This is a genomic window from Pseudomonas kairouanensis, from assembly GCF_004682055.1.
In the GTDB taxonomy this organism is placed as follows: Bacteria; Pseudomonadota; Gammaproteobacteria; order Pseudomonadales; family Pseudomonadaceae; genus Aquipseudomonas; species Aquipseudomonas kairouanensis.
Genome location: NZ_QUZU01000027.1, coordinates 23588 through 36865, shown reverse-complemented (window position 1 = coordinate 36865; position 13278 = coordinate 23588). Strand labels below are relative to the sequence as shown.

Below are 13278 nucleotides of genomic sequence, written 5' to 3'. Positions count from 1 at the left end.
TGTGAGTCCTTATCATTTGCCCTCTTTTTGCAAATGAGAGACCGCCCCCATGTTGGCACCCAAGCGCCTCCTGACTGCTCTGGCACTCATCCTGATCGGCAGCACCACCGTGCAGGCTGCCGACGAAGTGGTGGTCTACTCCTCGCGCATCGATGAACTGATCAAGCCGGTTTTCGACGCCTATACCCAGAAAACCGGGGTGAAGATCAAATTCATCACCGACAAGGAAGCCCCACTGATGCAGCGCATCAAGGCCGAGGGCGAAAACGCCACCGCCGACCTGCTGCTCACCGTCGATGCCGGCAACCTCTGGCAGGCCGAACAGATGGGCATCCTGCAACCGTTCACCTCCCCCGTGATCGACAAGAACATCCCCCTGCAATACCGCTCTTCGGCGCATGCCTGGACCGGCTTGAGCCTGCGTGCGCGTACCATCGCCTATTCCACCGACCGGGTAAAACCGGGTGATCTCACCACTTATGAAGCCCTGGCCGATAAACAGTGGGAAGGCCGCTTGTGCCTGCGCACGGCGAAAAAGGTCTACAACCAATCACTGACCGCCACCCTGATCGAAACCCATGGCGCGGCCAAGACCGAAGAAATCGTCAAGGGCTGGGTCAACAACCTGTCCACCGACGTGTTCTCCGATGACATCGCCGTGCTGGAAGCGATCAACGCCGGGCAGTGCGACGTTGGCATCGTCAACACCTACTACTACGGCCGCCTGCACAAGCAGAACCCGAGCCTGGCGGTGAAGCTGTTCTGGCCGAACCAGGGCGACCGTGGCGTGCATGTGAACCTGTCGGGTATCGGCCTGACCAAACATGCACCGCACCCGGAAGCGGCCAAGGCGCTGGTGGAGTGGATGACCACGCCTGAAGCGCAGAAGATCTTCGCCGACGTGAACCAGGAGTTCCCGGCCAACCCGACGGTGCCGCCGTCGGCCGAAGTGGCGAGCTGGGGCAAGTTCGTAGCAGACACATTGCCGGTGGAAGTGGCCGGCAAGCGTCAGGCCGAGGCGATTCGCTTGATGGATCGGGCTGGCTGGAACTGACACACTGCAAGTCTAAATGTGGGAGGGGGCTTGCCCCCGATAGCGGAGTGTCAGTCTACTCATCAGTGACTGATCCACCGCAATCGGGGGCAAGCCCCCTCCCACATTGGATTGTGGTGACTTCAAGATATCCATTTACTGAGAACCGACTTTGGCCCACCCCGCCCAACGCCGCTGGTACCTGCCGGTCTTCACCGTCGCCGCCCTGGTGCTGCTGCCGCTGAGCGTATTGCTGCTGTCCTGGCAAAGTATCGACGCACAGATCTGGTCCCACCTGTGGGAAACCCAGATGCCGCGCCTGCTGGGCAACACCCTGACCCTGGTGCTGGGCGTTGGTGTCGGCGTGACGTTGCTCGGCGTCAGCCTGGCCTGGCTCACCAGTCTCTGCGAATTCCCTGGTCGGCGCTGGCTCGACTGGGCATTGATGCTGCCCTTCGCGATTCCGGCCTATGTGCTGGCCTTTGTGTTTGTCGGCCTTCTGGATTTTGCCGGCCCCGTGCAAACCCTGTTGCGCGAATGGTTCGGCAGCGGCCTGCGCTTGCCCCGTGTGCGTTCTACCAGCGGCGTGGTCATCGTGTTGGTGCTGGTGTTCTACCCCTACGTCTACTTGCTGGCGCGCACCGCGTTCCTGGCCCAGGGCAAAGGCCTGATGGAAGCGGCGCGGGTGCTGGGGCAGTCGCCGTGGCAAGCGTTCTGGCGCGTAGCGCTGCCGATGGCGCGACCGGCGATTGGGGCGGGGGTGGCCTTGGCGCTGATGGAGACCTTGGCGGATTTTGGCGCTGTTTCGGTGTTCAACTTCGACACCTTTACCACCGCGATCTACAAAACGTGGTACGGCTTTTTCAGCCTATCCAGCGCGGCCCAATTGGCCAGCCTGTTGCTGTTGGTGGTGATGGTGGTGCTGTACGGCGAGCGCCGCGCCCGTGGTGCCAGCCGACCCAGCAATGAGCGGCCTCGGGGCAAGGCGCTGTATCACCTGCGCGGGTTCAAGGCTGCCGCAGCCAGTGGTTGGTGTGGGTTGGTGTTCGCCTGTGCCTTCGTGATCCCGATGCTGCAACTGGTCGCCTGGTTCTGGCAGCGCGGCCGCTTCGACCTGGATGAGCGGTACTCGGGCTTGATCGTCCACACCCTCTACTTGGGCGGGATTGCAGCGCTGATCACTGTCAGCGTGGCGCTGGTGCTGGCATTCGCCAACCGCCTGGCGCCGACGCGGGCGATCCGCTCCGGCATCAGCCTGGCCAACGTCGGCTATGCCTTGCCGGGCTCGGTACTGGCCGTTTCGATCATGTTGGCGTTCAGCTACCTGGACCGTGAACTGGTGGTGCCCTTTTCCGGCTGGCTGGGTGGCGCGGGCAAGCCGCTGCTGCTGGGCAGTCTGTCGGCGTTGGTGTTGGCGTACCTGGTGCGCTTTCTGGCGGTGGCCTATGGGCCGCTGGAAAACAGCCTGGCGCGCATCCGCCCATCGCTGCCTGAAGCCGCCCGCAGTCTTGGCGTGAGCGGGCCGCGACTGTTTTGCAAAGTGTATCTGCCGTTGTTGCTGCCGGGGACGTTGAGTGCGGCGTTGTTGGTATTTGTCGATGTGCTCAAGGAAATGCCCGCGACCCTGCTGATGCGCCCGTTCGGCTGGGACACCCTGGCGGTTCGTATCTTTGAGATGACCAGCGAAGGCGAGTGGGCGAGAGCCTCGCTGCCCGCGTTGACATTGGTGTTGGTGGGCCTGCTGCCGGTGATCGGGCTGATCCGACGCTCTGCCCGGCAAATCGGTTAGGTGCCAGTCCTACGGCTTGCGGCTACAATGCGCGGCATTCGGTGCGCTCCGTCTTTCGGACTGGGTTGCTGTAAGTAGCTGCAGGCCTTGTAACTCAAGGTGTCCAGCGCAAACGGCCACGCTGCGCACCTTCGCCAAGCCCGGAAGGAGAAACCCATGGGACAGCGTACGCCTCTGTATGACCTGCATCTCGCCCTCGGCGCGAAGATGGTCGATTTTGGCGGTTGGGATATGCCTCTGCATTACGGCTCGCAGGTTGAAGAACACCATCAGGTGCGACGCGACTGTGGGGTGTTCGATGTATCTCATATGACCGTGATCGATATCACAGGCCCCCAGGCCAAGGAATGGCTGCAGCACCTGCTGGCCAATGATGTGGATCGTCTGCATGGCTGCGGCCGTGCGTTGTACAGCGCCATGCTCAATGACAAGGGCGGCGTGGTGGACGACATGATCGTCTACCGCACCGAGGCCGGTTATCGACTGGTGGTCAACGCCGCTACCCGCGACCAGGACATTGCCTGGATGCAGGCGCAACTGGGCAGCTATCAGGTGCAACTGCACGAGCGGCCCGAGTTGGCGATGCTGGCGATTCAAGGCCCGCACGCCCGGCAGAAGATCGCCGAGCTGGTCACCCAGTCCCGCAGTACCCTGATCCACCAGCTCAAGCCTTTCGAAGGCCAGGCAGACGGCGATTGGTTTATCGCCCGCACCGGTTACACCGGTGAAGACGGCCTGGAAATTGTGCTGCCTGCCGATCAGGCGCCAGGCTTTTTCAACGACCTGGTAGGCGCTGGCATTTCACCCATCGGCCTTGGTGCCCGCGACACCCTTCGCTTGGAAGCCGGCATGAACCTGTACGGCCAGGACATCCACCAGGATGTTTCGCCTTTGGCCGCCAATATGGCCTGGAGCATTGCCTGGGAGCCTGCCGAACGCAACTTCATTGGCCGTGCTGCGCTGGAAGCCGAACTGGCGGCGGGTGTGCAGTTCAAATTGGTCGGGCTGGTGCTGGAAGAACGTGGGGTTTTACGCGCTCATCAGGTGGTTCGTATCGCCAATGTTGGCGAAGGGGAGATCACCAGTGGTAGTTTCTCTCCTACGCTGAGCAAATCCATTGCCCTGGCGCGCGTACCGACGGCGACTGCCGATCGGGCCGAAGTGGAAATCCGCGGCAAGTGGTACCCGGTTCGAGTGGTCAAGCCGACCTTCGTACGCCATGGCAAAACTTTGATCTAACCTATTTCCGGCAGGCCAAAGGCCGCTGACATTATTTCTTGAGGACACAGACTATGAGCAATATCCCGGCCGACCTGCGTTTTGCCGAGAGTCATGAATGGGCCCGTCTGGAAGCTGACGGCAGCGTGACCGTCGGTATCTCCGACCACGCCCAGGAAGCGTTGGGTGATGTGGTGTTTGTTGAGTTGGCAGAAGTGGGCAAGGTATTTGCCGCTGGCGATACTGCGGGCGTCGTGGAATCTGTGAAAGCCGCTTCGGATATCTACTCGCCGGTTGCCGGTGAAGTGATTGCGGTCAATGAAGAACTGGCCGATAGCCCTGAGTCGTTGAATTCCGAGCCTTACAGCGCGTGGATCTTCAAGCTCAAGCCAAGCAATGCTGAAGGCGATCTGGCCAAGCTGCTGGATGCTGCTGGCTACAAAGCCGCCATCGGCGAATAAACACAGCGCTCATGTGAAAGTGGGTTTGTGTGGGAGCGGCGGTGCGACGATTCGACTTGCTCGCTCCCACATTCAACGGTGTCAGGCTTCAGTATTCAGCTCACTTTCAGCACTGCTTTCACGGCTGCCACCGACCGCTCCACATCCGCCTCCGTCATCGCCGTAAACATCGGCAACGACACAATCAAGCGCCCCACCTTTTCCGCCACCGGGAACATGCCTTCCTTGAACCCTTGTGCCCGATAAAGGCTCAGCAGGTGGATCGGCGGGTAGTGATAGCCAATCCCTACTCCGTGGGCATGCATCTGTTCCATGAACGTGGCGCGGGCGGGCAGGCCGTCTGTACGCTCCGGCAGAACCAGTTGGAACAGGTGCCAGTTGCTGTTTTCGAAATCGGCTGGAGGTAGTTGCGCGCCGTAATGCGCTTCAAAGTCAGCGCCGAAGCATTTGAAGTAATGCCGCGCCAGGTTCTGGCGATGGGCGGTGATCTTTTCGATATGAGCAAATTGCCCCAGGCCAATGGCGGCGGCGATGTCCGTCATGTTGAACTTGCCACCCAGTACATCCACATCCAGGCCATCGAAGCCGGTACGGGTCACGCCTTGCAGGCGGTATTTTTCCGCCAGTCGTGCTTCTTCAGCGTTGTTCAGCACCAGGCAACCGCCTTCGGAGGAGGTGATGTTCTTGTTGGCCTGGAAGCTGAAGGACACGAAGTCCCCCGTGGCGCCGATGCGCTCGCCATCCCAGCTGGAGCCCAGCGCCTGGGCAGCGTCCTCGATGATGCGCAGGTTGTACTTGTTGGCCAGTGCGTAAAGCATCGGCATGTCCAGGGGCAGGCCAGCCAGGTACACCGGGATGATTGCCTTGGTGCGTGGGGTGATTGCCGCCTCCACCTGGGCCAGGTCGATATTGCGGGTGATCGGGTCGATATCGGCAAACACCGGCGTGGCGCCGACTTCCAGGATCACGTTGGCCGTTGCAACCCATGAGATCGGCGTGGTGATGACCTCATCGCCAGGGCCGATACCGGCGATGCGCAGGGCAATCTCCATGGTGCAAGTGCCCGAGTTGAATGTGCGTACCGGACGTCCGCCAAAATAGGCCGACAACTGCGCTTCGAATGCCTGCACTTTTGGGCCGCTGGTGATCCAGCCTGAGCGCAGTACATCGCCAACCGCCGCAATGGTGGCTTCATCAATGGTGGGTTTGGAGAACGGCAGGAAGGGCAGTTGGCTCATGACGACGATGGCATCCGTTTCAGATGGGCGATGAGTAAGAGGCAGATCATTACCGGCATGGTTGCACGGCCCGACTGAATATAGCCTGTCACCCGTGAATGAATCGTCATGCTTTGGACAAAAAAATGCCGCTTCGAAAAGCGGCATTCTTCAGAGCATTGGAATCACTCGGTAACAGCGTTTTTCGCCAGGATAGCGTTGGCCAGCTCCATGTCCGTGGCTTGCAGGCCAGGGTTCTCGGCGCGGACTTTCTGCATGGCGGCTTCCAGGTATGGGCCGCGGATACCGCCGTCGCTGGCAACGAAGCTGCCGGCGTCGTCTTGTGCGGCAACCACCAGCTTGTGGTCCTTGAACGTCAGGTACGTCGAGCCAGTGGTGGCCCCCGACGAGATGACATTGCGCCAGAAACTGTCGGCCATCGCTGAACCGACAGGAAGGGAAAGCACAGCAAGGGTTGCGACAGCATATTTAAGACGCATGATGGGTGACTCCGGTTGGGTGATCTGTACTTTATGATTGTAGTTAGCCCAGCCGAGTTCCATCACTGACTAAACAGTTTCAACCGTCAACACCACGCCGTTCTGCCCAATCACCCGTACTTGAGCGCCTACAGGGCTGTCGGGGCCGGTAACCATCCACACCCCGTCACCGACTTTTACCTTGCCCCGCCCATCCACAATGGCTTGATGCACTACAAAGGTGCAACCAATCAATTCGGACCCTCGTTCGTTAAGCCCCGGCTGGTCACTGGCCTTGGCACTGCTGCGCTGGCGCTTCCACCAGTACACTGCCGTCATTATCGACAACACGGCAAATAGCAGCAGTTGCCATTCCAGCCCCAGCGGCGGTACCAGAAACTTGATCACGCCCACGGCTGCTGCGGCAATACCCATCCACAGCAGGTAGCCGCCGGCACCGAATACCTCAAGAATCAACAGCACCGTACCCAGTGCCAGCCAATCCCAGAACGACAGGTGCTGCAGGAAGTCCCACATGGCTTCAGCCTTTCTTGCTGTCGAAGGTGGCCTTGACGATCTCGCCGATACCGCCGACCGCACCGATTACCTGGCTGGCTTCCAGCGGCATCAGGATCACTTTGCTGTTGTTGGCCGAAGCCAGCTTGCCCAGTGCATCGATGTATTTTTGCGCAACGAAATAGTTGACCGCCTGCACGTTGCCCGACGCGATCGCTTCCGAGACCACCTGTGTTGCGCGGGCCTCAGCTTCGGCTTGACGTTCACGGGCTTCGGATTCAAGGAATGCAGCCTGGCGGCTACCTTCGGCCTCAAGGATCTGGGCCTGCTTCTTGCCTTCTGCAGTCAGGATCGCCGATGCGCGCAGGCCTTCGGCTTCGAGGATTTGTGCGCGCTTGATCCGTTCGGCTTTCATCTGGCCGGACATGGCGGCCATCAGGTCTGCAGGCGGGCTGATGTCCTTGATCTCGATACGGGTGATCTTGATGCCCCAAGGCGCGGTGGCTTCGTCCACGGTTTTCAGCAGTTTTTCGTTGATGCCGTCACGTTGGCTGAGCATGGCATCGAGTTCCATGGAGCCGAGGACGGTACGGATATTGGTTTGCAGCAAGTTACGAATGGCATGTTCGAGGTTGTTGACCTCGTAGGCGGCCTGGGCGGTGTTGACCACCTGGAAGAAGCACACGGCGTCGATCTGTACGGTGGCGTTGTCGGCGGTGATCACTTCCTGCGGCGGGATATCCAGCACGCTTTCCATCACGTTGATCTTGCGACCGATACGGTCCATGACCGGAATGATGATGTTCAGGCCGGGCTTGAGGGTGTTGGTGTAGCGGCCGAAGCGCTCGACGGTCCACTGGTAGCCCTGGGGCACCACCTTGAAGCCCATGAACAGGATGGCCACGGCCAAACCCACGAAAAGAAGCAGTACGGTTCCGATCTGCATAACGATTCCCTATCTGATGGTGTCAGTAAAACGACGGCCGATTGTAACGGTCTTGTCACGGATAAGGACGGATTCACGCCCTGACAATAAAAGCATTTGTTTCTGAATCTCCAGGCGTTACCCGCAAGACTTCCGCCATTGTGGTCAACCCGGCATCGACTTTCTGCCGTGCGGCCTCTCGCAGGCTGCACATGCCTTGGGCAATGGCAGCCCGGCGCAAGGCCTGTACGTCCGCCGCCGGTGTGATCAGCGCCTTGAGGGGTTCGTCCATGAGCATTATCTCGTAGACTCCGGCGCGCCCCTGATAGCCGCTGTTTCGGCAGTCTGCACATCCGGTGGGCTCAAAGGTTGTATCTGTCGCGCGCTTGCACTGGGGGCATAACACCCGTACCAAGCGCTGCGCCATCACCCCTATAAGCGTAGCTTTGATCAAATAGTGAGCAATCCCCAATTCCTGTAAACGGCTGATGGCACTCGGCGCATCGTTGGTGTGCAGGGTCGAGAGCACCAGGTGCCCGGTCAATGCGGCCTGAATCGCCATTTCGGCGGTTTCCTGGTCGCGGATCTCGCCGATCATGATGATGTCCGGGTCCTGGCGCAGCAGGGCGCGGATGCCGCTGGCGAAGGTCAGGTCGATATTGTGCTGCACCTGCATCTGGTTGAACGCCGGCTCCACCATCTCGATGGGATCTTCCACGGTGCACAGGTTCACTTCACGGGTCGCCAACTGCCTGAGGGTGGTGTAGAGCGTGCTGGTCTTGCCCGAACCGGTCGGGCCGGTGACCAGGACGATGCCGTTGGCCTGGCTTGTCATGCTGTGCCAGCGCCGTTGGTCATCCTTGGACAAGCCCAATTGGTCGAAGCCCTTGAGCAACACCTGGGGATCGAAAATCCGCATCACCAGCTTTTCGCCGAATACCGTGGGCAAGGTGGAAAGACGCAACTCTACCTGCCCGCCCGCCGGGCTGTGGGTCTTGACCCGGCCGTCCTGGGGTTTGCGTTTCTCGGCCACGTTCATCTGCGCCAGGCTTTTGAGGCGACTGACCACCGCCACCGTCACCTGAGGTGGAAACTGGTAGACATCATGCAACAGCCCATCGATGCGAAAGCGCACACGGCCGTGCTCGCGACATGGTTCTAGATGAATATCACTGGCCCGCTGGCCGAAGGCGTACTGCAACAGCCAATCCACGATATTGACGATATGTGCGTCGTTGGCGTCGGGCTCCTGGTCGCTGGCGCCAAGGGTGAGCAGTTCGGAATGGCCAGGCGCCGCGATCTTCTGGTCGGCCCCGCTGACCGATTTCGCCAGCCGGTAAAACTCGTCGGTATAGCGCCGAATCTCCAGGGGGTTGGCCACCACGCGCTTGATCGAGCGCTTGAGCACTTGCGCCAAGCCGGCCTCCCAGCCACAGAGGTACGGCTGGGCACTGGCGATGGTGACGGTGTGCGCGTCCACCGCCACTGCCAGGATGGCGTGACGTTGGGCAAATGCGTGTGACATCAGGGGGACCACCATCGCCACGTCGATCTTCAACGGATCAATGCGCAGATAAGGCTGCCCGACATGGCGCGCCAGCCATTGCGTCAGTACTTCCAGGCAAGGGCCTTGGGCGGCGATGCATTCCAATGGGTGTTGGGCGGCGCTCATCGGCAGCGCAGACAAGCGTTTCTCTACTTCAGGGGTGACTAAGCCTGCGTCGACCAAGGCTGCCAACAACGGCTGCAATTCCAATCTTTGATCAATGGACATCAAGGTTTCCTGGGAGGGGCCAGAGGTAATCCCAGGCTAGTCAGCCTCTGGATATTCTCCTTCCAGGGTGTATTGCAGTTTTTTACTGGGCGATGGCCACCACCGCTTCCGGCCTTGCGCAGTCAGCCGGCCATATATCCAGGGAGCACACGCTGATCAGGTTTCGAATTTTTTCACCGATCACTTGGGCACGGTGCCAGCTCAGGCCGTCCATCACGATATCGATGCTCAGCAGGTCTTGCTCGCGGTTCACTGTGACCTGTTGCGGGGTAAGAAACTGCAGGGCGAAATAGTTGAGCACCCGGCACAACACATCCGGCTCGGCTTCGGCGACGATTCGGTAATGTGCCTGGCAATGGGCGCTGTTGACGGCCCACGCGTCGACGCGGGTCACAGACGGGTTGGTTTCGACGGCATGCATGGGAAGTCTCCGGATTCGATGGGGAATTTTTACATTCGTCAGCGGAGATTTCTTATCTAAGATAGGCCTTAATCACGCTTTATCGAATCAAACAATCTGACGTAATAGCTATTAAGGGTATTTTTATGCACAGCGAGCTGGACGCTTATGACCGCCGCATCCTGGCCCTGCTGCAAGAGGACGCTTCACTGTCCAGTGCGCAGATAGCCGAGCAAGTGGGCCTGTCCCAGTCACCCTGCTGGCGACGTATTCAGCGGCTCAAGGAGGAGGGGGTGATTCGCGGCCAGGTGACGCTGCTGGACCGCAAGAAAATCGGCCTGAACACGCAGATTTTTGCCGAGGTAAAACTCAACGCCCACGGCCGATCCAACTTCACGGAATTCACCGAGGCGATTCGCGGCTTTCCGGAGGTGTTGGAGTGCTATGTGCTGATGGGGGCGGTGGACTTTCTGTTGCGTATCGTGACGGCGGATATCGAGGCGTACGAGCGGTTCTTCTTCGAGAAGTTGTCGATGGTGCCGGGGATTCAGGAGGTCAATTCGATTGTGGCGCTTTCTGAAATCAAGTCCACTACCAGCCTGCCAGTGTTGCGCTGACAGTGCTGGCCTCATCGGGGGCGGTGCGACGATTCGACTTGCCCCCCGATGGCGTCCTCACAGACGCAATAAAGTCTTCCAGGCGCGATTCTGATACACCGCAATCGCCTGATGCATCCGCGCATCCAGCGACTCGTCGGTGATCGGCTGGTTGGCCAGTTGCACCAGCTTGTTCAGCTCACCATAGAGGCGGTCCAGCTCCGGAATATCCACCACATGGCGGGCATGGTGCAGCCAGGCCTGGATACGTTCGATACGCGGCAACTGCTCGGCCAGGTCTTCCGGTTGTTGCTGGTAGCGCGGCAGTTGCAGGGCCACGGCGTCGTCGGCCAGCAGGCGTGGCAGCCAGTTGGTGATTTGCGCGGCGCCCTGGCGGTTGCCACGTACATTGCGGTCGGCGGTCCAGGTGCGGGCCAGCAGCCAGCGGGAAGCGTTCAGTGAGAACAGGCCCCAGCGTACATCTTCCAGTTCTTCGGCGAATTGCTCCGGTGCGGCTTTGCGGATGTCTTCATCGTCGTCACCGGCTTGCACCAGTGGGCGCCAGTCTTCCAGCAGGGCGTCCAGCGCACTGCGCAGCTCGCTGGTGGATTGACGTGGAGCGGCCTGGCCGAGGCTGCCCACCAGGGCACGCAGTTCGCCGAGGTTGTCGACCCAGTCTTGCAGCAGGCGCCAGTGGCCGTTGAAGCGGTATTGTTCAGCCAGGCGTTGGCTGCTGCCGAGCAGGTGCCACATGATCGCGGCAAAGGCGTCGTCCAGCGGCATTTCGGCGTGGATCTGCGGCGCCGGCAGGCTCAGGGAGTAGCTGCTGGCGTCGTACAGGCGGTAGCCGCGCTCGGCCTTGCTGATATCGCACGGCATCAGCGCCAGTGTGGCGGCCAGTTCGGCGGCCAGCTCCAGCAGGGCAGCCGGTTCGCCTTCGCGCAGTTCCAGTTCCAACTCGCAGATTTCTTCTTTCTGCTTGCCGACCACTACGTGGCCCAGGTCCAGGGCCGCTTCGATGACGACTTTAGCCTTGCCACGGCCCCAGGCGATTTCGGCGCGCTCACGCACGAAGTCGGTGGTGAAGATCGGCTTGAGGGTCTTTTTATCCAGCTCGGCCAGTTGCTCGGGCCAGCATTCGCCGTCGAGTTTTTTCACGTCGAGCTTGGCTTTGGGCAGGTCCCAGTTGTACTCGTTGCGTTCCGACAAGCCGGCGATGCTTTGGCCGCGGGTCTTGAGGGTCTGGATGATGGCGTCACCGTCCTTGCGCAGGCGCAGGGCGACTTTGGCCTGGGCCAGGTCGCGCTCGGGGGTGTCGAAATACTGGTTCATCAACTCACGGCGTTCCCAGCCACTTTTGTTGCGTTTTTTCAGTAACGGGTGCTCACGCAGCGCGGCGAGTGTTTCGCGGCTGACGCGTAGCTTGATTTCGGTTTCTTTCTGCATGGCCGGAAAATCCAGGATCGGGAGCGCAGCCGGGGAAAAGTGTGGCTGCCAAGGTCGTGCAGTGTACAGGACTGAGCCCGGCAACGTGCCGCAACGGTTTATTGTGTCGTGCAGATGGTTCTATAGTGGGGCTCATCCGGGAAGTTGAGAGACCGCGCATGCCGTTACCGTCCATGAAAGAGCAGTTCGCCGCGCTGATTGCCGCGCCGTCGGTCAGTTGCACCCAAGCGTCTCTCGACCAGACCAACCGCCCGGTCATCGATTTGCTTGCCAGTTGGTTGGGGGATTTAGGTTTCGCCATCGACATCCAGCAAGTCAGCCCCGGCAAATTCAACCTGCTTGCCACTTTCGGCAGTGGGCCTGGCGGGCTGGTGCTGGCGGGTCATAGCGACACCGTCCCCTATGACGCGGGGCTGTGGAAGACCGATCCGCTCAAGTTGACAGAAGTTGACGGCCGCTGGGTAGGACTGGGTAGTTGCGACATGAAGGGCTTTTTCGCCCTGGCCATCGAGGCCGTGCTGCCGCTGCTGGATCAGCCGTTCAAGCAGCCGCTGCTGATTTTGGCCACCTGCGATGAAGAAAGCTCCATGTCCGGCGCCCGTGCGCTGGCCGAGGCCGGTCGCCCGCTGGGCCGTGCGGCGGTGATCGGCGAGCCCACGGGCCTCAAGCCGATTCGCCTGCACAAAGGCGTGATGATGGAGCGCATCGATATCCTGGGCCAAAGCGGCCATTCGTCGGACCCAAGCCTGGGCCACAGCGCCCTCGAAGCCATGCACGATGCCATTGGCGAACTGCGTGGCCTGCGCCTGGCCTGGCAGCGCGAGTACCGCAACCCGCAGTTCAGTGTGCCGCAGCCTACGATGAACTTCGGCTGTATTCATGGGGGCGACAACCCCAACCGTATCTGCGGCCAGTGCTCCCTGGAGTTCGACCTGCGCCCCCTGCCGGGCATGGACCCCCAGGTGCTGCGCGACGCCATCCGGCAGAAGCTGGTGCCCTTGGCCGAGCGCCATCAGGTCAAGATCGACTACGCGCCGTTGTTCCCCGAAGTGCCGCCGTTCGAGCAGCCGGAAGACGCCGAGTTGGTCCGGGTTGCGGAACGATTGACCGGCCATCGTGCCGAAGCAGTAGCGTTCGGCACCGAAGCGCCTTATCTTCAGCGCCTTGGTTGTGAAACCCTGGTGCTCGGCCCTGGCGATATCGCCTGTGCCCACCAGCCGGGTGAGTACCTCGAAATGTCACGCTTGACGCCTACAGTGCGTCTATTGCGGGAACTGATCGAACATTACTGCTTGAAACCTGCATAAATTAACCCCTGCCTGTTCGTACATAGAAGGAGAGCGAGCGTGTCGCCAAGCCTGTTCCGACGATAACCATCAGCCCGCTGTGCGTTTTCACGACTCATCCTTTTTAGGCTGCTTTTT

13 protein-coding genes are annotated in these 13278 nt (G+C 60.4%); 6 read left to right on the top strand and 7 right to left on the bottom strand.

What is annotated here, in order from left to right; translation table 11 throughout:
• Nucleotides 1-49 precede the first annotated feature (49 nt).
• The 4 genes from DYL59_RS19965 to gcvH all read left to right on the top strand — a co-directional run bounded on the left by DYL59_RS19965 (nt 50) and on the right by gcvH (nt 4501).
• A complete protein-coding gene (locus DYL59_RS19965) occupies nt 50-1054 on the top strand; it encodes an extracellular solute-binding protein (protein ID WP_135290703.1) in 1005 nt (334 codons plus the stop codon).
• A 151-nt stretch (nt 1055-1205) separates the two neighbouring features.
• Nucleotides 1206-2822 carry an ABC transporter permease gene (locus DYL59_RS19960; protein WP_135290702.1) on the top strand — a complete coding sequence of 539 codons (1617 nt, stop codon included), beginning with the start codon at nt 1206-1208 and terminating at the stop codon, nt 2820-2822.
• Between the two features lie 156 nt (nt 2823-2978).
• Nucleotides 2979-4061, top strand: coding sequence for a glycine cleavage system aminomethyltransferase GcvT (gene gcvT, locus DYL59_RS19955; RefSeq protein WP_135290701.1), 1083 nt, complete (start codon nt 2979-2981; stop codon nt 4059-4061).
• A gap of 53 nt (nt 4062-4114) precedes the next feature.
• Complete coding sequence (gcvH, locus tag DYL59_RS19950; RefSeq protein WP_135290700.1) at nt 4115-4501, top strand: glycine cleavage system protein GcvH; 387 nt, start codon at nt 4115-4117, stop codon at nt 4499-4501.
• A 95-nt stretch (nt 4502-4596) separates the two neighbouring features.
• Here the strand turns inward: gcvH and DYL59_RS19945 are convergent, their stop codons facing one another.
• The 6 genes from DYL59_RS19945 to DYL59_RS19920 all read right to left on the bottom strand — a co-directional run bounded on the left by DYL59_RS19945 (nt 4597) and on the right by DYL59_RS19920 (nt 9833).
• Nucleotides 4597-5739: a DegT/DnrJ/EryC1/StrS family aminotransferase gene (locus DYL59_RS19945; protein ID WP_135290699.1), complete on the bottom strand. Its 1143-nt coding sequence runs from the start codon at nt 5737-5739 to the stop codon at nt 4597-4599.
• A gap of 164 nt (nt 5740-5903) precedes the next feature.
• On the bottom strand, nt 5904-6218 hold the full coding sequence (locus DYL59_RS19940; RefSeq protein ID WP_135290698.1) for a DUF2388 domain-containing protein: 315 nt from the start codon (nt 6216-6218) through the stop codon (nt 5904-5906).
• 69 nt (nt 6219-6287) lie between these two features.
• The gene (locus DYL59_RS19935; RefSeq protein ID WP_135290697.1) at nt 6288-6734 is read right to left on the bottom strand and encodes an NfeD family protein; all 447 of its coding nucleotides are present in this window, start codon (nt 6732-6734) and stop codon (nt 6288-6290) included.
• 4 nt (nt 6735-6738) lie between these two features.
• Nucleotides 6739-7659 carry an SPFH domain-containing protein gene (locus DYL59_RS19930; protein ID WP_065902324.1) on the bottom strand — a complete coding sequence of 307 codons (921 nt, stop codon included), beginning with the start codon at nt 7657-7659 and terminating at the stop codon, nt 6739-6741.
• A gap of 73 nt (nt 7660-7732) precedes the next feature.
• Complete coding sequence (locus tag DYL59_RS19925) at nt 7733-9412, bottom strand: GspE/PulE family protein (RefSeq protein WP_135290696.1); 1680 nt, start codon at nt 9410-9412, stop codon at nt 7733-7735.
• Nucleotides 9413-9494: 82 nt separating this feature from the next.
• On the bottom strand, nt 9495-9833 hold the full coding sequence (locus DYL59_RS19920; RefSeq protein WP_135290695.1) for a hypothetical protein: 339 nt from the start codon (nt 9831-9833) through the stop codon (nt 9495-9497).
• Nucleotides 9834-9958: 125 nt separating this feature from the next.
• Between DYL59_RS19920 and DYL59_RS19915 the strand changes: the two genes are divergently transcribed.
• Complete coding sequence (locus DYL59_RS19915; protein ID WP_007928270.1) at nt 9959-10429, top strand: Lrp/AsnC family transcriptional regulator; 471 nt, start codon at nt 9959-9961, stop codon at nt 10427-10429.
• A 57-nt stretch (nt 10430-10486) separates the two neighbouring features.
• On the opposite strand, the gene DYL59_RS19910 is transcribed toward DYL59_RS19915, so the two are convergent.
• Entirely contained in the window at nt 10487-11854 is a 1368-nt protein-coding gene (locus tag DYL59_RS19910) for a CYTH domain-containing protein (protein WP_135290694.1), read from the bottom strand.
• A gap of 158 nt (nt 11855-12012) precedes the next feature.
• On the opposite strand from DYL59_RS19910, the gene argE reads away from it, so the two are divergent.
• Entirely contained in the window at nt 12013-13161 is a 1149-nt protein-coding gene (gene argE, locus DYL59_RS19905; RefSeq protein ID WP_135290693.1) for an acetylornithine deacetylase, read from the top strand.
• Nucleotides 13162-13278 lie beyond the last annotated feature (117 nt).